At 71.1% G+C, this 18,751-nt stretch carries 12 protein-coding genes and 1 pseudogene; 1 reads left to right on the top strand and 12 read right to left on the bottom strand.

The window, feature by feature from the left end; translation table 11 throughout:
• Nucleotides 1-518: 518 nt before the first annotated feature.
• From ACIRVF_RS33570 to ACIRVF_RS33540, 7 genes and pseudogenes are all read right to left on the bottom strand, one after another.
• On the bottom strand, nt 519-3,035 hold the full coding sequence (locus ACIRVF_RS33570) for an ABC transporter permease (RefSeq protein ID WP_402826448.1): 2,517 nt from the start codon (nt 3,033-3,035) through the stop codon (nt 519-521).
• 33 nt (nt 3,036-3,068) lie between these two features.
• A complete protein-coding gene (locus tag ACIRVF_RS33565; RefSeq protein ID WP_402826445.1) occupies nt 3,069-3,827 on the bottom strand; it encodes an ABC transporter ATP-binding protein in 759 nt (252 codons plus the stop codon).
• Nucleotides 3,828-4,104: 277 nt separating this feature from the next.
• Nucleotides 4,105-4,263 carry a hypothetical protein gene (locus ACIRVF_RS33560; protein ID WP_402826443.1) on the bottom strand — a complete coding sequence of 53 codons (159 nt, stop codon included), beginning with the start codon at nt 4,261-4,263 and terminating at the stop codon, nt 4,105-4,107.
• Between the two features lie 127 nt (nt 4,264-4,390).
• Nucleotides 4,391-5,626 (bottom strand): sensor histidine kinase, encoded by a 1,236-nt coding sequence (locus ACIRVF_RS33555; RefSeq protein ID WP_402826440.1) that lies wholly within the window; start codon nt 5,624-5,626, stop codon nt 4,391-4,393.
• Nucleotides 5,627-5,628: 2 nt separating this feature from the next.
• The gene (cseB, locus tag ACIRVF_RS33550; RefSeq protein ID WP_402826437.1) at nt 5,629-6,351 is read right to left on the bottom strand and encodes a two-component system response regulator CseB; all 723 of its coding nucleotides are present in this window, start codon (nt 6,349-6,351) and stop codon (nt 5,629-5,631) included.
• 1,315 nt (nt 6,352-7,666) lie between these two features.
• Nucleotides 7,667-8,032, bottom strand: a pseudogene (locus ACIRVF_RS33545) (carboxylesterase family protein); the annotation flags it as partial.
• 515 nt (nt 8,033-8,547) lie between these two features.
• Nucleotides 8,548-9,618: an epoxide hydrolase family protein gene (locus ACIRVF_RS33540; protein ID WP_402826435.1), complete on the bottom strand. Its 1,071-nt coding sequence runs from the start codon at nt 9,616-9,618 to the stop codon at nt 8,548-8,550.
• A gap of 65 nt (nt 9,619-9,683) precedes the next feature.
• On the opposite strand from ACIRVF_RS33540, the gene ACIRVF_RS33535 reads away from it, so the two are divergent.
• Nucleotides 9,684-10,262, top strand: a complete 579-nt coding sequence (locus ACIRVF_RS33535; protein WP_402826433.1) for a TetR/AcrR family transcriptional regulator — start codon at nt 9,684-9,686, stop codon at nt 10,260-10,262.
• Between the two features lie 353 nt (nt 10,263-10,615).
• Here the strand turns inward: ACIRVF_RS33535 and ACIRVF_RS33530 are convergent, their stop codons facing one another.
• The 5 genes from ACIRVF_RS33530 to ACIRVF_RS33510 all read right to left on the bottom strand — a co-directional run bounded on the left by ACIRVF_RS33530 (nt 10,616) and on the right by ACIRVF_RS33510 (nt 18,644).
• Entirely contained in the window at nt 10,616-12,259 is a 1,644-nt protein-coding gene (locus ACIRVF_RS33530) for a SulP family inorganic anion transporter (RefSeq protein WP_402826430.1), read from the bottom strand.
• A gap of 318 nt (nt 12,260-12,577) precedes the next feature.
• Nucleotides 12,578-14,473, bottom strand: a complete 1,896-nt coding sequence (locus ACIRVF_RS33525; protein WP_402826427.1) for an alkyl/aryl-sulfatase — start codon at nt 14,471-14,473, stop codon at nt 12,578-12,580.
• A 62-nt stretch (nt 14,474-14,535) separates the two neighbouring features.
• Nucleotides 14,536-14,679 (bottom strand): LapA family protein, encoded by a 144-nt coding sequence (locus tag ACIRVF_RS33520; RefSeq protein WP_402826424.1) that lies wholly within the window; start codon nt 14,677-14,679, stop codon nt 14,536-14,538.
• Nucleotides 14,680-16,005: 1,326 nt separating this feature from the next.
• On the bottom strand, nt 16,006-17,499 hold the full coding sequence (locus tag ACIRVF_RS33515) for a hypothetical protein (RefSeq protein WP_402826421.1): 1,494 nt from the start codon (nt 17,497-17,499) through the stop codon (nt 16,006-16,008).
• A gap of 962 nt (nt 17,500-18,461) precedes the next feature.
• Nucleotides 18,462-18,644 carry a hypothetical protein gene (locus ACIRVF_RS33510; RefSeq protein WP_402826418.1) on the bottom strand — a complete coding sequence of 61 codons (183 nt, stop codon included), beginning with the start codon at nt 18,642-18,644 and terminating at the stop codon, nt 18,462-18,464.
• Nucleotides 18,645-18,751: the final 107 nt, after the last annotated feature.

Genomic DNA, 18,751 nt, shown 5'->3' with positions numbered 1-18,751 from the left:
GTCGATGACGACCTCGACCCCGTCGCAGCCGGCGCCTCTCCCGCGCCAAGGCCCTGGGAGCGCCACTGGGCACGCTGGACACGCAGCGCCCACCTGCTGTCCCCGCACCTCCCCGACTGCCCGCACCGGCGGCGCAGCGGCCCGCACCGCAGGCGCCCGTGCCCGGCATCCCCGCCCCGGCCCGAGTGCGGGAGGAGCCGTGCTGCCGGGTGCGCACCGAACGGTTCGTCACCCTCGGCGGCACGGTCTTCGTGATCTACCGCCATCAGCCCGCCTGCCCGCGCTGGACCATTCCCGCCACAACCTGAATCCCGGGGCGGGGCCTCCGGCCCGGCAGGCGCCGGTGTCGTGCCGTGGCCCGTCGTCTGGGCCGGCGGCGCGGCGCTCGTGCGACGGCTGACCCGTCACTGCCCGTGGGGAACGGGTGGTGACGGGTCGGGTGATGCGGGAAGCCAGTCCGGGGATGCCTCTCGCGTGCCCGGCGAGGTTGTCGAGGGGTGTCCGCCCGTGTCTGGTGTTTACCCCTCGGCGACGGCTTCGAGTGGGCTGAGGGAGGCTGCCCGGCGTGCGGGAACGGCGGCCGCGACCGCGCCAATCACCAGGGAGGCCAGGCAGACGAGGGCTAGCGTTCCCCAGGGCAGCACGAGGGTGTACTGCTTCATCGCGCCACCTGTCAGTGCCCCGACCGCCCAGGCGCCGAACAGTCCGCCCGCCAGGCCCAGCAGCGTGCCGAATGCGGCGACCGTCACGGCCTCCAGGCGGATCATCTGGCGGACGCCGGGGCGGTCCATGCCGAGGGCCCGCAGCGCGCCGATCTCACGCGTTCGCTCGGTGACCGACATGGCCAGGGTGTTCACGATGCCGAGTGCCGAGATCACGACGCCGATGGAGAGGAGCCCGTACATCAGGGTCAGCAAATCGCTCATCGTCCCCGCGGCCTCGCGAACCAGCGCGGTGCGGTCCTGTACCTTCAGCAGCGGGTTGTTGCCCACCGCCGTCCGCAGCGCGCCTTCGGAAACACTGTCTCCCCGCACCAGAATCCGCTGGACGGAGTCCGGCTTGAAGCTGTTTCGCTGGACCTCGTCGCGGGCGCCGACCGCGTCGCGAGCGGTGGGGTTGTCCTGGTAGACGCCCACAACGGTGTACTTGGTGAACCCCTCGCCCCGGCCCATCCGGGCGTTGACCTGGCCGCCCGCGCCGACCCCGGTCTCCCGGGCGACGTTGCTGGAGATTGCGATCCGGCCGGGCCCGAGTTCCTTGAGCGAGCCGCTCAGGAAGTCGAGCTTCATGGTCTGATCGACGGAGGCCCGATCGACGCCGGAGATCTCCCGCACCTTGCCGCCGATGACCGCCGTGGAGTCCGCGACCGCGCTCGCCGTCCGCACGCCGGGTGTACCGGCTACCCGCTGGACGGCCGCCGGGTCGATGCCCGTCATGGTGTTGCCGGTGCTGATCACGTAGTCGGCCCCGAGCCCGTCCGCTGCCTGCCGGTCCAGCGCCTGCCCGGTCGAGCTGCCGATCGTGGCGAGCCCGCTGACCAGCGCCGTGCTGATCAGCAGCGTCGCGGCGGTCGCCGCCGTACGCCTTGGGTCGCGCAGCGCGTTCTGCTGGGCGAGGCGGCCGGCGATGCCGAAGCGGCGGGTGAGGCACCCGGTCAGCCGGATCACCGGCGGCGCGACCACCGGCGCCAGCAGGATCAGGGCCGCCACCAGGACACCGCAGCCGAGCATCGCGCTGTGCAGGTTCTCCTCCGAGGCGTCCTTCGCCGAGCCCGCGAGCGAGGCCAGCAGGCCCACGCCGAGCAGCAGCAGCCCCACCCCGGTTCCCGTCCGCAGCCGCGAGCGCACAGCGGGCCGGGTCGCCGAACGTAGCGCCTCGATCGGCGCGATCCGCGCAGCCCGGCGCGACGGCAGCCAGGCGGCCAGCACCGTCACCCCCACCCCGACGAACAGTGCCGCGGCCACCGGCCGGGCTCCGATCACCAGCGGGCCCCGCGGCAACTGGTTCCCGCCGCCGCTCAGCAGGTCCGGCAGGACGGAGGCGATGCCAAGCCCGAGCGCAAACCCCAGCACCGACGCCACGACACCAACCACTACGGCTTCGGCCAGCAGCGAGCGCACCACCTGGCGCCGGGTCGCGCCGACCGCCCGCAGCAGCGCGATCTCCCGGGTGCGCCGGGACACCAGCATGGTGAAGGTGTTGACCACCAGGAACGAGCCGATGAACAGCGACACCCCCGCGAAGACCATCGGCATCTTCTGGTAGCTGCGGGTCAACGTGCCGACGTAGATGGCCTGCTGGTCGGCCTGTGCCTGCCCGGTGGTGGCCTCGGCCTGGTCGGCCGGGAGCATTCCTTCAATCCGCTGGGCCAGCTCGTACTGACTGGTCCCCGGCCCGGCGGACACGTCAATGCTGGTGTAGTGCCCGGCAGTCGCGAACAGCTTCTGAGCTGCCGCCCGGTCGAAGAGAGTGAGCGTGCCACCGGCCGTGACCCGGGTGTCCTGGGTCGTCACGATGCCGACCAGGCGCGCGGTGAGCGCGGGACCGTCCGTGGCCAGGGTGACCGTGTCGCCCAGGTGGAAACCGCCGGCCGCCGCCGTGCCCCGGTCGACGGCGATCTCGCCCTCGGCGGCCGGAGCGTGGCCCTCGGCCAAGGGGTAGCGCGCCGGGTCGAACGAGGCCGCGAGGTTCATCCCCTGCTTTGCTCGCAGCGGCGTGCCGTCTGCCGCGTTCAGCACCGCGCTGCCGTCGACAGACGGCCGTACCGCCGCCACCCCGGGCACACCGGCGAGCCGGCGCGCGAGCGCGTCCGTCAGCACGCTCGGCCGGCCAGGGGCGGAGGGTGACTCCTTCGCGGAGACGCTCACCGCGACATCGGTGAAGTTCCTCGACGCGGCGGCCCGCTGGGCCGCGGCGGTGGAGTCCGCGAAGACGAGGGTGCCGGAGACGAATGCGACACCGAGGCAGACCGCGAGGACGGTCATCAGCAGGCGCGCCTTGTGCGCCAGCACGTTGCGCAGGGCTGTGGTCAGCATGAACAGCTTTCGGAAGTAGGAGAAGAGACGGATTCAGCCGGCGAAGGACTTCATGACGTCCAGCACCCGGTCCGGCGTGGGGTGCGCCATCTCGCCGACCAACTGCCCATCGGCAAGGAACACCACCCGGTCCGCGTACCCGGCGGCCATAGGGTCGTGGGTGACCATGACCACCGTCTGCCCCAGCTCCCGTACGGAGTCCCGCAGGAAGCCGAGTACCTCGCCCCCGGCGCGGGAGTCGAGGTTGCCGGTCGGCTCGTCACCGAACACGATCGCGGGGCGGGCGACCAGCGCCCGGGCGACCGCGACGCGCTGCTGTTGCCCGCCGGACAGCTCGGCCGGACGGTGGCCGAGGCGTTGGGTGAGGCCGACCATCGACACCACCCGGTCCAGCCACTGCCGATCGGGCTTGCGCCCGGCCAGCGACAGCGGGAGTGTGATGTTCTCCAGCGCGGTCAGCGTCGGCAGCAGGTTGAAGGCCTGGAAGATGAAGCCGATCCGGTCCCGCCGCAGTCGGGTGAGCTGCCGGTCACCCAGGCCGCCCAGCTCCGTCGTCCCGATCCGTACGGACCCCGAGGTGGGGGTGTCCAGCCCGGCCGCGCAGTGCATCAGGGTGGACTTGCCGCATCCGGACGGGCCCATGATCGCGGTGAACTCTCCCTCCCGGAAGGAGACGCTGACCCGGTCCAGCGCCGTCACCCGGGTGTCGCCGCTGCCGTAGACCTTCGTCAGGTCGGCGGTGGCGGCGGCGATCCCGGGAGCCGTCTGCTGGGCGAGGAGGTTGGCGATCATGTGGGGGCTCCTGTCCGACGTGCGAATCACTGCACTTCGAAGGGTGTCCAACCCACGTATCAGCTCCCCGGCCCGGCGTGTATCAGTGCTCGCTCCGTTGTGCAGCAGTTCTGTAGCGCCTACGACAGGCCCCCTCGGCCGCAGCATCGCCGAGGGGGCCTGTTCCGTCGTGCGTCCACCGGCGCCCGGACCTCGCCACCACCGACCGGGCCAGCATGCCGACCGCCAGGATCGTCCCGTCGATGAACAGCCCGATCACGCCGAGCACCCCGGCGGGCTACCCCGTCTCCCCCGCCGCCGAGTTCGCGGCGAAGGCACCGACGATCAGCAGCACGGACGTGACCACGGCGAGCGTGCCGAAGCCCCACGCTCCCCTGACCGGGGCGGCCTCGCCCCGGCTCGGTCGAACAGCAGCTGCGGTGTCGGAGCTGCTCACGGTTGTCTCCTCTTCTGGGTGCGAATCGACTGCACTTCGAAGGGTGCCCGGGCAACGTACCGGTCGCCGTCGCCAGCGCGTATCAACGCCCGCTCCGCTTCGCAGCAGCCCGGTAGCAGTCGGGCGCTCAGCCCGGCAGCCGCAAGGTGGCCACCGCCCCGCCGTCCTCCGCATTGCCGAAGCTCAACTCCGCGCCCAGCACCCGCGCCTGCCCCACCGCGATGGTCAGCCCCAGACCATGCCCGGTGCCCCGCTCGGCGGCACCCGTCCGGAACCGGCGCGGGCCCTCCCGCAAAAGCTCCGCGGGGAAGCCGGGGCCGTGGTCGCGCACGACGACCGTACGGCCCTCGACACGGACCAGCACCGGAGCGGCCCCGTGCCGGTGGGCGTTCACCACGAGGTTCCCGACGATCCGCTCCAGCCGCCGCGGATCGGTCTCCACCGATTCCGCATCCTTCACCCAGACCTCGGCCTCGAAGCCGGTACACGCCACCGCCTCCCGGACGACCTCCCCCAGCGGCACCCGGGCCCGCAGGGGCTGCTCCGCCCCGGCGTCCAACCGCGAGATCTCCAACAGGTCCTCGACCAGCCCTCGCAGGTCCCGCACCCGCGCCCGGATCAGGTCCTCCATCTCCCCGTCCGGCAACAGGTCGACGGCCGCCAGCAGCCCGCCCACCGGGGTGCGCAGCTCATGCGCCACGTCCGCCGTGAACTGCCGTTCGGTACGTAGCCGTTGGCCGAGGCTGTCAGCCATTGCATCCACCGTTGCCGCGATCTCCGCCACCTCGTCGCGCCCCTTGGTCGGCCCGGTGCGGGCGTCGAGGTCCCCGGAGGAGATCCGCCCCGCCGTCTCGGCGACCCGCCCCAGCCGGCGGGCGAGCAGGGAGGCCCCGTAGCCGGCCAGTGGTGCGGCGACCGCGAGGGCGAGCAGCGAGGCGACCGCCATTGCAACGTCCAGTCTGGGCAGGTTGGACAGCTCCGGGCCCATGTTGACCTGGACGGCCAGCACCGGGCTGCCCGGCCCACCGGTCCGCTGCGCTGCCCAGTAGCTCGGGCCGACGTTGCCCGCCACCCGCCCGTCGTACGCGGTGTGCCGGTCGCCGTCGGCCGGGTGCCGCAGTCCGGCGGGCAGCTCCGCCGGGTCCAGCTCGGCGCCTTCCACCAGCGCGCCGGTGCGCCGGTAGACGTCCATCGCCGAGTACACCGCGTTGAAGGCCCGTGCCTCGGCCCGGCCCCGGACGTCCTGCGCGGTCCACAGGTGCACCATCACCCCGACCGCCGCCGCGACCAGGCAGGCAGTGGCGGCGGCCAGCGCGGCGATCTTCCAGCGCAGCGATGCCCGGCGCCGCCAGAAGTCGCGCACGCTCAGCGCCTGAGCTTGTAGCCGAAGCCGCGCACGGTCTCGATCCGGTCCCGGCCAAGCTTGCGACGCAGCCGCTGCACACACAGATCGACGACCCGGCTGTCGCCGTCCCAGCCGTACTCCCAGACGTTACGCAGCAGGGTGTGCCGCTCCAGCACCACACCCGGGTGGGCGGCAAACTCCAGCAGCAGCTTCAGCTCGGTCGGCGTCAGCGCCACCGGCTCCCCGCCGACGGACACGACCATGCCGGCGGTGTCGACGGCCAGGTCCCCGAACACCAGAACGCCCCCCTCCGGCGCCCCGGACGAGGGCGCCGGAGCGGGCGCGTACGTCGCCCGCCGCAGCAGGGAGCGGATGCGGGCCACCAGCACGTAGGTGTCCACCGGCTTGACCACGTAGTCATCCGCCCCGGCCTCCAGCCCGGCGACGACATCGAGCCCGTCGCCGCGCGCGGACATCATCAGCACCGGCACCAGGCTGCTCTCCCGGACCCTGCGGCACAGGCCGATCCCGTCCAGGCCGGGCAGCATCACGTCCAGGATCAGCAGGTCGAACACCTCGTCCCGGAACAGCTCCAGCCCGGTGAGGCCGTCCGCCGCTGCCGTCATCTCGTAGCCGTAGCGCCCCAGCGCAACGGTGAAGGAGCCGCGCATCAGGTCGTCGTCCTCCACCAGCAGCACACGGACGGGGTGCGGGGATGCCTCGGGCGAGGTGGGGGAGGACAAGGACGGACGACTCCTGTTCGACTGCCGGGGCCCGGCTGCGGGCACAACCGGTGACCCGCTTTAAACAATACGACAGACCTCGAACACGACCCCCGCCCGCCGCTCCTAGATGTCTGACAGCCCTTTCACCACTGAATGCCCAGGTCCAATCACCTACGCCTCCCGCAACCGCAACCCTCGCCTGTGGTGGGTGGGCCAACGTCTCCATCAGCCGGATGCCTGGTTCACCATCCAACGAGCCGGCTTGCCCGGCTACCCTCCCGCCTTGATCGCCATCCGGCAGCACACCGGTCTGGCCGACGAGATGTGGCGAGAGATCACCCCGCTGCTCACCGAGGAGGGAATCACCGAGGACACCGGTCCGACCGCCCTGCCGACCCTCCAGGCCACCGGCCGCCTGGGCGCACGTCAGCTACCGGCCACGGCAGCGTCGTACAGAGGATCTGTCCCGGTTGATGCCGGTTCAGATGGCTGGGAGGCTCATGAGTCAACCCCGTCGCCGCGACCGCTCCCTCATCTGCCCACCACAGTCGACGCCGGCGCCCTGCCACGGGCCGGGCCGGGAAGGACGTCCACCGGCCGCGGCATGCCCGGGCCCGTTGCTGAACACGCGGCCGCCGCGTGGCAGGACCGCCTCGCGCCTCTTGCGCCTGCCGTCAGGGGGTGGCCGGGCGTCTTTCCTGCCGGGTGCGGCGCTCGGCCGTGCCGAGCGTGAGCAGGCGTTATGCGGCTGGAAGCCGGGGGTGGGTTGTTGCAGTGCCGTGTTGCACTGGTTCGGGCCGATTCACCGGCCTCGGCGGTTCCCCGCCGCCTGCCCGCGCCGCCCGGTGCCGTGCCCCGCTGTGACGCCGTCCCGGCTTGGGATCGGGGCGTTCCCTCCTCGGGTCATCGGTGGGACGCCCGGCCGCCTGGCGCCGGTCCGTGCACGAGCGAACGAACTCGCCCGTTAACTGGCCGAGTTGCCCGTCGCCTACCTCGCGGCCGACGAACCCGCCGCCCAAGTCCCGCCGGCTGATGACCCCGCTTGCCGTCCCCGACTCCCGGAGGCCTCGCGCGCTGACCGACATCACCTGCCCCGACCCGAACCCCACCGCGCCCGGGCGGCTGGAGCTGGCTCCGCGCCGCAGCCGGCCCGCGCCCGTAGACCGGGACCTGGGCCGCCCCATCCTCGACTTCCCGCTGGTGCCCGGGGCGGTGTGGCTGCGCTGGGGCGTCGATGACGGCATCCGCACCCTCGCGACGTCCTGGTATGCGTGCGGCAGCCGGGACCAACCCGGGCGAGGCCGAGTCCGTACTCGGCCGGGCCGGGCGGGTGTCAGCTCCAGACCTGTCGCTCCTGGCTGCGGGGGTCGTCGACCTGGGACCATTCGGCGTTGATGCGCATCGTGGCCCGGCGTTCGGTGTCGTACCGGTCCCAGCCGGGATCACCGGTGGAGGCGAACCGGACCCAGGTCCCGTGCATGCGGGCCGCGAGGTCCGTGGGGGGCTCGTCGGGGCCGAGCATGGCGGCGGGGCCCCGCAGTTGCGGGAGATGCGCCAGATCGAAGACGAAGGGCAGTTCGACCGCATGCGTGGCGCCGAGTTCTCCGTTCAGGGCGTGCGAGCGCCAGGCGAACTCGTAGGCGAAGGTGGTGGATCCGGGCTGCGTGGCGTGGGCGTCGGCAAGGGCCCTGCTACCCGCCGAACCGCCGGCTGGAGGCGGCTGGGTACCTGTACAAGCAGCTGCGGTGGGTGGACGCCGAGCGGGAGCTTCGCGCTATCCGGGAGGTCGCTACGGACGGGGCGGGCTCGCTGGTCTGATCTTCACGCACCCTTCTGGCGCAGGCGCTCCGCATGCAGGGGCCGTCTGCAGGAGGCGGAGAGCGAGGCCAGGTCCGCAATCGCCGCCCAGCCGGTTCCGGGCAGGCTCGAGAGGTGCGACGGACACGACGTACCGGCCTTGGTCCTCGGTGACCCCGCCACCACTAGGAGGCGGCCGACCTACTGGCCGCCACCGCCGCAGCACGCGCCCGCATCACATCCTTACACGAAATCGAGTCTCCACTGAACCCAGGGCGGTTCAGGTGGCCGCACCCCTGTTTCGGTCGAGATGGTGGGGCTGGAGGGCCAGGATCCGGGGGAACGGGTTGGAAGGCTTCGGCGGGGCGGGTTGTCCCTGGGGGACGGCTGTGCGCTTCTGGGTGTCGTCGAGAACCTCTACTGGTTCGCGAGTGCGACGGCCCGGCGGAGGTCTTGGACGTAGCGCAGCGGCTGCTCCCAGGCCGCGAAGTGACCGCCGTCCTGGTGCTCGACGAACTCGTGCACGTTGACGAACCGGGACACGAAGCTGCGAGGTGCGGGCTTGGTGTCGTGGGCGAAGGCGCTCACGACGGTCGGCGTCGCCACGTACGGTGCCGGCGGCGCGAGTTCGGAGTACGGCGCGAACGACGTTCCGATCGTGTTCGTGAACCAGTAGGCGCTGGTCCAGGTGAGCAGGTCCTCCTCCTCGAACGGGACGTGGGACCAGCTGTGCAGCTTCTCGACGATCCAGGCCGCCAGCCCTGCCGGGGAATCCGCCAGCGCCGGTGCGAGGGTGTGCGGTTTGGTGGACTGCTCGGCGATGTACCCCCCTTCGGCGCGCTGCCACGCTGCTGCGGTGTCGAGGTAGGCGAGCTCCTCGGCGCCCAGGGACGACCGGTCCGCGAAGACCGTGTGGAGCGGCGAGATGTTCGTCAGGTGCAGGGCCGGGACCCGGTCCGGGTGCGTCGCGGCGAGGTGTTCGGCGACGTCCGCGCCGACATCGCCGCCGGAGACGACGTAGCGCTGGTATCCGAGCGCCTTGACCGCGTCGGCCACCAGCGACGCCATCGCGGCGGTCGTCATCCCGGGCCGGGCCCGACCGTCCGAGAAGGGGAAGCCCGGGAGGGCGGGGACGACGACGTTCAGGTCCGTGAGCAGGGGGAGCAGCCGCTCGAAGCGGAGTACCGAGTCGGGCCAGCCGTGCAGCAGGACCACCGCCGGGGCGTCGGCGTTCGCGCGCTGGTGCACGAGGTTGAGCGTGCGGTTGCCGGGGCCGGCGCTGTCCCATGGCAGGGAGAGGATGCGGGCCTCATGGGCCCGCCAGTCGAAGCGCTCGCGCCACGAGTCGAGCAGGTGGGCGAGGAAGTCCGCGTCCGTACCCCGTTTCCATCCGAGTCCGCTGGCCAGGGGCGGCCGTCGAGTCGCGGCCAGGCGACGGCGCAGGTCGTCCAGTTCGGAATCGGTCACGGGGGTGAACGGAAGAGGCATGTGTACAACCATACACATGATGTGTATCGCGGTACACATGCTCGGGCCGCCGATATCCTGACGGAATGGAAACCGCGACGCCCCAGCCCAAAGACGCTTCGCGGACCCGTGAACGGATCCTCGTGGCCGCACGGCGCGAGTTCGCCCGCGCCGGGTTCGCCCGCACGACGGTCCGCGCCATCGCCACCGCCGCCCAGGTCTCCCCGAACCTGATCACCCGCTACTTCGGTGGCAAGGACGGCCTCTTCGTCGCCGCCACCGAAGTCCACCTCGCCCTCGACCGCATGTTCGACGGCCCGCGGCACTCCCTGGGACGGCGGATGGCCCACGGCATCGTCGACCGGTGGACCGGCATGGAAGGCGAGGACCCGCTCCTCGTCCTGCTGCGCGCCGCCGGCGAACGTGGCGAGGCAGCCGAGACGCTGGCGACGTTCCTCGACCGGGAATCACTTGAGCCCTTGCGCCGACAACTGCTCGGCTACGGGATGACGGAGGAGGAAGCCCTCGCGCGCGCCCGGGCGATCGACGCCTTCGTCCTCGGCATCTCCGCCCGCCTGCGGGTGCTGCGTGACGACCTCGGCGACAGCGCGGCACTGGAACACTGGATCGCCGGCACCATCCAACGGCTCGTCGACGCACCCTAGAGCCGCCCGCCCAGCCCGCCCCGCCCGCCCCGCCCGCGTCATCGCCCCGTTGCCCCATCGCTACGCCCCCGCTGCCGGAGCGTGCGGGGTGCGCTCGGCGGCCCCGGACACATGGCCGGAGGCGTCCCGGCCCGGCTCCCAGAGCCGACCGTCACCGGGCGCACAGCCGGTCCAGGGCCGCGCGGCCCTCCTCGTCGGCGGCACGGTAGACCAGCAGGCGCAGTTCCGGGTCCTGGAGCGGCAGCAGGATTTCGAAGGTCCCCGGGTGGGTTTTGGTGGTGGGTGCGCTGTTCCTGGTCAGGTCGTACGCCCTTTTCGCGGGCTCCGGAATTTGAGGGCGCCGTCCGGCTGTGTCACCGGGGCAGGTGGCGGGCGCGGTCCAGGGCCGATGCCAGGGACGATCCGACGCGGCCGGTCGCGGGGAAGACGTTGTCCGGGCCGAGCTCGGCGAGTGCGCCGGTGCGCTCCAGCTGGTCGTACACGCGTTTGCCGACGCCGGCGAGTATCAGGGCGCATCCGGCGTCTTCGAGTTCCGCGTGGTAACGCAGGAGCGTGTGGATGAAGGTGCTGCCCAGGTCCTCCTTGCCACGCAGGCGCACGACGACGACGGCACCGGCTGACTCGGGCGCCGTTCGGGGCAGCTGATCCTCGACGACCTGCGCGGACGCGAAGAACAGGCTTCCGTATGCCGTGAGCACCACGACTTCCCCACCGGGCAGGATGTCCGGGACGGGCTGCTCGAGGGGGTAGGGGGACTCCTCGTCGAAGGTCCAGCGAATGAGGGTCACCTTGTTCGACTGGTTGACGACGAAGAGCACGACGGAGATCGCGACACCCGCCAGCACGGCGTACTGCAGGGGGATCACCAGGGTCAGCGCGAACGTCGTCGCCATGACCGTTGCTTGCGTGGCTCCGGTGCGCCAGACCATGCGGACCTGGTCCGGTTTGAAGGTGCGCACGCCGACCAGCACCAAGATGGCGGCCAGGGACGGCATCGCGATGTAGCCGACGACGTCGGCCAGTGTCAGGACGACGATGGCCATCACCGCCGCCGCGACGATGTTCGCCGTGCGGCTGCGGGCACCTGCCGTGCGCACCAGTGCGGTCGCCGACATGGAACCCGCGACCGGCATGCCCCGGAGCAGCCCCGCCGCGATGTTGCTGATGCCCTGGCCCCGGAAGTCCTTGGACGTGTCGGGGTAGGTGCCGTCCGGGTTGGGCACCGACTGGCTGATCGCCGCGCCCTGGACGAGGCCGACGAAGGCGAGCGCGAGCGCGGGGACGGCGAGCGGCGCCGCGAGCGACAGGGAGGGCGCCTGAAGGCCGGGCAGTGCCCGTGGGATCTCGGCGATGGTGCGGACCTGGGGGACGTCGCTCCAGCCGGCGGCCCAGACGAGGACCGAGGCCGGAACGACCGCGACGAGGAGAGCCAGTGGGCCGAGCCGGGTGCGTTCCAGCGCCAGCACCAGCACCAGCGTCACCAGGGCGGTGAGGAGTACGGTCAGGTTCCAGTCGGGGACGTGCAGGAGCGTGTCGCCCAGGCGCGCGACGCGGGCGCCGTGGTGGCTGCGGTAGCCGGTGAAGTTGGGGAGCTGGCCCAGCACGATGTTCACGGCGATGGCGTTGATGAAGCCGGTGAGGACCGCGTGGGGCACGAAGCGGACCAGTCGTCCCAGTTTGAGGAGGCCGGCCAGCATCATGACGGCGCCGGTGAGCAGTCCGAGTGTGGTCAGGGCGGCAGCGGAGTCGTGTGGTGCGCGTACCCGGGGGATGTCGGCGATCAGGACGGCCATCGCGCCGGTGCCCTGGACGCACATGTAGGAGGAACCGGTCGTCAGCGCGCCGGTGAAGGTGCCGACGAGGTATCCGTAGAGCCCCGCCAGCGGGTTCAGCCCGGCGAGCAGGCCCGCGGCGAGCCCGTCGGGGACGCTGACGAGGCCCAGCACGGTGCCGGCGGTCGCGTCGTGGCGGGCCGTGCGGCGGCCGGGCCACTTCACTGCCGGGCCCCGCGCGGGAGGGGCCCCCGCGGCCGCGGTTCGAGGGCCGTAGCAGTCCCTACGGCCGGGCGTGTCTTTCGCACCCGCGCGGCGTCGTGGAAGAGGGTCAGCGCCAGCGCCGTCTCGCCGGCGGCCTTGACCCACAGGAGCTCCCCGGCGGCGGTGGAGTGCGCGGCGAAACCGAATACGGCACCGGTGACGAGGTAAGCCAGTGGCGCCGCCATGTGCGCGCGGCCGAGGAGCGTTGCCGTGGCGGCGTATCCCGGTACGAGTACGGCGAAGACGACCGCTGCTGACTCCACGGCGCACTGCCCTTGGTCACGGCGTGACGATGGCGAAGTCCGGGGCCGGGGCGTCGAGGGACGCGAGCAGGCGCCCGATCGCGTTCCGGTCGCCGTCCACGGCGATGCCGGCGGCGAGAGCGGCGGGATCCGTGCCGGCGGTGGCGGTGGCGATGGCGGGAAGCGCTGCGGCCGGTACGGCGATGACGGCGTCGGCGGGGGTGTTCTGCGGCGCGGTGGTGTAGGTGAGTACGCCGTTGCGCAGCACCAGGCGGTAGCGGGCGCCGGTGTCGGTCAGGTCGAGGTCGACTGTGAGCTGTTCGTTCCAGCACCGGGGGCCGTTCACGCGGACCGCGAGGGCGTCCATCACCTGTTCCGGTGTGAGCTGGGCGAGTACCTCGGGGGTGACGGGGGAGACGGGGGTGCCGAAGCCGCCGTGGCGCAGCTCGTACGCTCCGGAGAGGTAGGCGCAGCGCCAGGTGCCGTTCTCGGCGCCGTAGCCGAGCTGCTCGTAGGTGTCGGCGAGCAGTTCTCTGGCGGCGGCGTGGTCCGGTTGTGCGAACAGTACGTGGTTGAGCACTTCGGCGACCCAGCGGAAGTCGCCGGCGGCGTAGGAGGTTCTCGCCTTGTCGAGGACCGCGTCGGCTCCGCCCATGTACTCCAGGTACCGGTGGGCCGCCTCGACCGGCGGGTGGGGCCACAGGTGGGCGGGGTTGCCGTCGTACCAGCCCATGTAGCGCTGGTAGATCGCCTTGACGTTGTGGCTCACCGATCCGTAGTAGCCGTGGGCGTGCCAGGCGTCCCGGAGGGCGGGCGGCAGTTCGATCGCCTCCGCGATCTCGGGGCCGGTCATGCCCTGGTTGATCATCCGCAGTGTCTGGTCGTGCAGGTAGGCGTAGAGGTCGCGTTGCAGTGCCAGGAATTCCACGGTCCGCTCCCGGCCCCAGGTCGGCCAGTGGTGGGAGGCGAACACGACGTCGAGATCCGCGCCGAACAGACCGATCGCCGCGGTCAGGTAGCCGGCCCAGACGTGCGGGTCGCGGACCGGAGCGCCGCGGATGGTGAGGATGTTGTGCAGCACGTGGGTCGCGTTCTCGGCGGTGCACAGCGCACGCAGGTCCGGGAAGTAGACGTGCATCTCGGCCGGGGCCTCGCTGTCCGGTGCCATCTGGAACACCATCCGTACGCCGTCGACGACCTCCTCCTGCCCGGTCGTTGAGACGGAGAGCGTCGGCGGGATGACGGTGAAGGTGCCGGTGGAAGTGGTCTGGCCGAGCCCCGTCCCGACCTGCCCCTGCGGTCCGCGCGGAAGTGCGGCTCCGTACATGTACCCGGCCCGGCGGGCCATCGCGGTGCCCGCGAAGACGTTCTCGCTCACCGCGTGCTCGATGAACCCTTCCGGCGCCACGACCGGCACGCGCCCGGCGGCGACGTCCTCCTGCGACACCACGCCGCGGACACCGCCGAAGTGGTCGGCGTGGCTGTGGGTGTAGACCACCCCGGTCACCGGGCGATCGCCGCGGTGGCGGCGGTACAGGCCGAGCGCGGCGCCGGCCGTCTCCGCGGAGATCAGCGGGTCCATCACGATGACGCCGCGCTCGCCCTCGATGAAGCTCACGTTGGACAGGTCCAGGCCTCGGACCTGGTAGATCCCGGGGATGACCTCGAAGAGGCCGTGGATTGCCGTCAGGGTCGACTGGCGCCACAGGCTCGGGTTCACCGTTGCCGGGGCGTCACCGGTGAGGAACGCGTAGGAGTCGTTGTCCCAGACCACTCGGCCCGCGGCGTCCTTCACGATCGCTGGCTCCAGCGCGCCGAGGAATCCCCGATGGGCGTCGGCGAAGTCCTGATCGTCCCCCATGGGCAGCGACTTCAGCAGTTCCTCGTGCGCCACGAGGACCGGCTCGGTTGTCGGCTTGGGCGTCGTATCCATCGCTCATTCCTCCCTGCGGATCGACGACGCGCCCGCCGTTCCGGGAAAGACGACGGTTTCTCTCAGTTACGCAGGTGCCTGGACTCGCGCCGGTTCATCGGCCAGCCGATGACCGCGCCGACAGGCGACGTGACCACCAAAATGAGCCACAGCGGTGCCATGACCGTGGAGAACCACAAGCGGACACTCACTTCGGTGGTGTTCACGGCAACGAACCAGATGGTGATCGCCGCGAGCAGTACCGCGACTGCAGCTCGGAGAAGGGGAACCTTTGCACGAAGGCGCCGTCGGGACCCTTGTGTCTGCCATAAGGACCATCTTGCTCCGCCCCGTCATACACCGCTCGGCAGCGCCGACCAGCTCGGCCCGCTGATCGGTCCGGCCGTCACCGCGGACTGGCCCGAGACCATGGCCGCCCTGGTCGAACTGGCACAGGACTGATGGCCCTCAGCCCCGGCGACAGCCCCAAATTCCTGCTCTGGCATGCCACGCTGCGCTGGCAGCGTCGACATCGCCGCGGCGCTCGCGGGGTAGGGGCGGGGGCGCAACGCCGCCTCCTTGTGCTCCTGTTGGTTCGACACCCGGGACGGCCGCCGTCCCCTTCGTGCTCGTCGCGCCAGGTCAGGGCACGGCTTCCATGTTGGTGGCCCGGCCGGTGCGGATTCGCTCGGAGACGCCGTGTTCGAGGCTCCGGCGTCCACCAGGAACGGCATGTCGTTGGTGACGACCGCGGCGGTGGCCCCGCCACCCGTCCAGCGCGCTTCCCATGCCCCGATCGTCGGCGGGGGCAGGTGCAGGCCTCGCACACGGCAGCAAACGGGGGTGTGACCTGCGGGCGCCTGGGTGGGGTGGTTTGTTGGTTTTGGGAATTTTGGGGGTTGTTCAGGGGCCGTTGTTGGCGTGGCTCCGGTGCGGTGTTCCGGGGTTCGGATGGTTGGGGTGGGGTGAGTTTTGGTTGCTGCGTGTGTTCGCCGTGGGCGTGCCATGCGATTCTTGGTGGGGTGTCGGTGGGTGGGGGTCGGCGTGTTTTGCGGCGGGTTCCTGGATTAGTTTCCCTGTGGGATTTTCGGTGTTTTCCTGGCTGGTTTTGCGGGGGTGTTCCCACCACCGTCGAACTTCCCGATAAGGGGCCACTCCTTTTTTAGCAGTGAATTCGCCTCATTGCGGCTGAGTGAATTCACGTCTCTCCCCCGAAGGCTTGTCGGGCAGGAAGCGGCGCTAGGGGTCTTTTCGGTGTGGGTGTCAGTTCGGGAGGGTGCAGGCCGCTCTTTATCGGCCCCAGGGCTGGGCGCCCGGGGCGAAGCCGGCGAAGGTGCCGGGTCGTACGACGGGGTGGAGACCAGGGCCAGGACCTGGCCGGTCTCATGACTTCCAAGACGTCGGCCGGGACGGTTCGCTGTCCCGGCCGACGCCTTGTGGTCGGTGGTCAGCTGTCGGTGGACGGGGTGGCCAGGCCGTTGGGCCGCCGGACCCGAGCGGGCGGCGGGCGCTCGGTGCTTGTTTCAGGGCGGTCGGCGCGGTCCGTCGACCGGCTATTTGCCGGGGGAGGTCCCCTCGTTCTTGTTGGCCGGCCGGACGGCCATGACGACGGCGTGACCGTTGCCGAGGATGTCGTAGATGAGGCCGCCGTAGCCGGGGGGTACGGTGCCGGCCGGGTTGGCGGGCGGGTAGAAGTCGGAGGCGGCCAGGAGCTTGCCGGTACGGGTGTCGCGCCACTGGATCTGGTCCATGTAGTTGGCGCCGACGGGCCCGTAGTTGTACTTGGTGGGGTCTGTCTCGGTGCTCGAGTGGGCGTTGGCGTTGACGAACACCCGTTTGTCGGCCGGGCCGATGAGGGTGATGTAGCTGTTGCTGCGCTGATTGACCTTCCACGCCAGGGACATGCGGCCGTCGCGGAAGTCGATGGCGGAGGCAGTGCCGAGGCCGAAGTCCATGACGTAGACGCGGTTGTTGGCCGCGTCCGCGGAGACCTTGGCGTAGTAGTAGCTCACCTGACCGGGTTTCATGGTCGGGGTGGGGTCCAGGTGTGTCATGCGTGTGGAGTTGCCCTGGTGGATGGCGTACACGCTCATGGGTACGTTGGAGGGTGTGCCGTTGTTGGAGAAGACCACCCAGTCACCCATGATGACCGGAGCGCCGGCCGGGGTCTGGCCGGGCTTGGTGTAGGTGACCGGTCCCCAGGTGGTGTCCTGCTTGATGGTGTGCCCGTTCCAGACGTAGCGGTAGATCTGGGTAGGGGTGGTGACGTAGGCGTAGTCGTGCCCCTTGTAGTGGCTGGTGGTCACCCGGCCCAGAACGTTGCCCTTCAGTTCCAGCCAACTGAGCACCTTGAAGGTCTTCGGGTCGACGGTGCCGATGATCGACGGTTTGGCCGAGCTCGGGGCGCCGGGGCATTTGTACGCGGCAGCGCTGTATCCGTTGAGCGGGCAGCCGGCGGGCCGGTTCATCGACCTGATGACGATCGTGCCGTCGGAGAAGGCGTCTATGCCGTTGAAGGCGCTGTCGTTGACGGGGCTGCTGCCGGTGGGCATGTCCTGTTTGAGCAGGATCTTGCCGGTGGTGCCGTCGAGTTTGTGCAGGGTGTGGTCGGAGATGGCCACGAGGTTGCCGTCGGCCATGACGTCGACCGCGCCGGAGACGTGCAGTTCGTTGTTCTTCCGGGCGTCCGACAGGGGGGTGCGCCAGATCTGCCTCATCGTGCCGGGCTGGACCTTGGCGATGAAAGTCTGCAGCGCGGGCGGGTTCATGTCGCCGTTGCCGCCGAAATAGACGTACATGTCGTTCGTGCCGCGCGTGGCGATGTCGAACTGCGAGTAGTAGACGTTGTCCGTGGTCGCGTGGGCCTCGACCACGTTGGGCCCGGTCATCGAGCCGGGGAACTGCGCGCACGGGTGCAGGCTGGTGCGTGCGGAGTCGTAGTGCTCGAACGGTACGAGCGTGCGGTACCAGGGCGGGTTCTGCTGCCCGGCCGCACAGGCGGCTTCCTGCTGGGCGATGGCCGCCGTGCCGATGGGCGGGTTGCCCATGGACGGATTCTGGGGATCCGGGGAAGACGACGCGATCGCGGTCGGACTGGGCGGTCCTTCCGGCTCACCAGCGGCGCTGGTTGCCGGGAGGCCGCAGCCGGCGGCTACACCCAGGCACGTCAGCGCCCCGACCAGGCGTGTGCGTCGTATGCCTACCTTCATTTCTTTCCTCCAGGTCGCCCCGCGGGCGGGGTGGGGTGAAGGGCGATCAGCAGCGCCCGACACATCTACGGCCCTGGGGGCACGTGGGATCCCCGAGTGGGTGGTCACCGTTCGACGGCATGGCGGCCTCTGGATACCTCGTCGGCCCGTCTTCATGCCCGGTGGACGAATCACGACGCGCAGGATCGCGCCTTCGTGTGTGTCCGTCACCAGCTGTCACAGCCAGTGCCATACGCAGGACGAGCGTATGCGGGCCGATGACGGCATAAAGACGAGAGCTGGGCCGACCGGAGTACGTCCTCTTGCGCCGGATGCGCCGGAAATCGCTTTGACCTGGACTTTTCCTGCCAGGAGCGGTGTGCTCATGCCGCCCCGCGGCCATCGCCGGTCGCCATCGCCTGCTGCGGGGCGATCTGGCGGCCTTCGTCGCCGCCTTGGCCCGAACCGGTCATGATGCGTCCGTCCAGCCGGGGGGCGGACAGCGTGCCGAAGGTCGCGCAACTGCCCACGCTGCCTGGAAGACGCCGGCCGCAACGTGTGGGCGCCGGCGGCGGCGCCGACCGACGGCCTCTGCCACCCGGCTGCGGGCTGCGCGGTTCCTGGCAGCGGGCCCGCAGCGGGCGGGGAGCGGTGTGCGGAGCCGACCGCCCGGCTCCAGAGCCACGGCGGAGGCCACCGTGCGCCGGGTCCTGCAGTGCGTCGACGGCGACGCCCTCGATGCGGCGATCGGCGCGTGGCTCGCCGCCCGCGACACCGGCGGCCCGCCGCCGGATCAGGGGCCGGGCGAATGCCTCCGCCGCTCACTGGCCGTGGACGGGAGGACCGTTCGGAGCGCCCGTCGCCCCGATGGCACCCAGGTCCATCTGCTCGCCGCTATGACCGGGACCGGCCTGGTCGCCGCGCAGCGCGAAGTCGACCGCCAACGACGTGCTGAACGGCTCTACCTGCTCCAGCACCACCAGCTGCTGCACCTTCGGGCTCAAGTAGCCGATCTGATCAGCCGGCCGACCGTGCCCCCCGGGCCCTCGTGGCGAGGGGGCACGGTCGGCTCGGGCCGGCAACAGCGGGCCGGCACATGGACGGCGCGCCC

The organism is Kitasatospora sp. NPDC101157 (assembly GCF_044768255.1).
GTDB lineage: Bacteria > Actinomycetota > Actinomycetes > Streptomycetales > Streptomycetaceae > Kitasatospora.
Note: the sequence above shows the minus strand (reverse complement) of the source record. Positions and strands in the feature narration are given on the sequence as shown.

What these genes read in the sequence shown, in the direction of transcription:
- ACIRVF_RS33535 (WP_402826433.1), top strand. Translation starts at nt 9,684, where the DNA reads ATGGAAACCGCGACGCCCCAGCCCAAAGACGCTTCGCGGACCCGTGAA.
- ACIRVF_RS33570 (WP_402826448.1), bottom strand. Translation starts at nt 3,035, where the DNA reads ATGCTGACCACAGCCCTGCGCAACGTGCTGGCGCACAAGGCGCGCCTG.
- ACIRVF_RS33525 (WP_402826427.1), bottom strand. Translation starts at nt 14,473, where the DNA reads ATGGATACGACGCCCAAGCCGACAACCGAGCCGGTCCTCGTGGCGCAC.
- ACIRVF_RS33565 (WP_402826445.1), bottom strand. Translation starts at nt 3,827, where the DNA reads ATGATCGCCAACCTCCTCGCCCAGCAGACGGCTCCCGGGATCGCCGCC.
- ACIRVF_RS33515 (WP_402826421.1), bottom strand. Translation starts at nt 17,499, where the DNA reads ATGGGCAACCCGCCCATCGGCACGGCGGCCATCGCCCAGCAGGAAGCC.
- ACIRVF_RS33540 (WP_402826435.1), bottom strand. Translation starts at nt 9,618, where the DNA reads ATGCCTCTTCCGTTCACCCCCGTGACCGATTCCGAACTGGACGACCTG.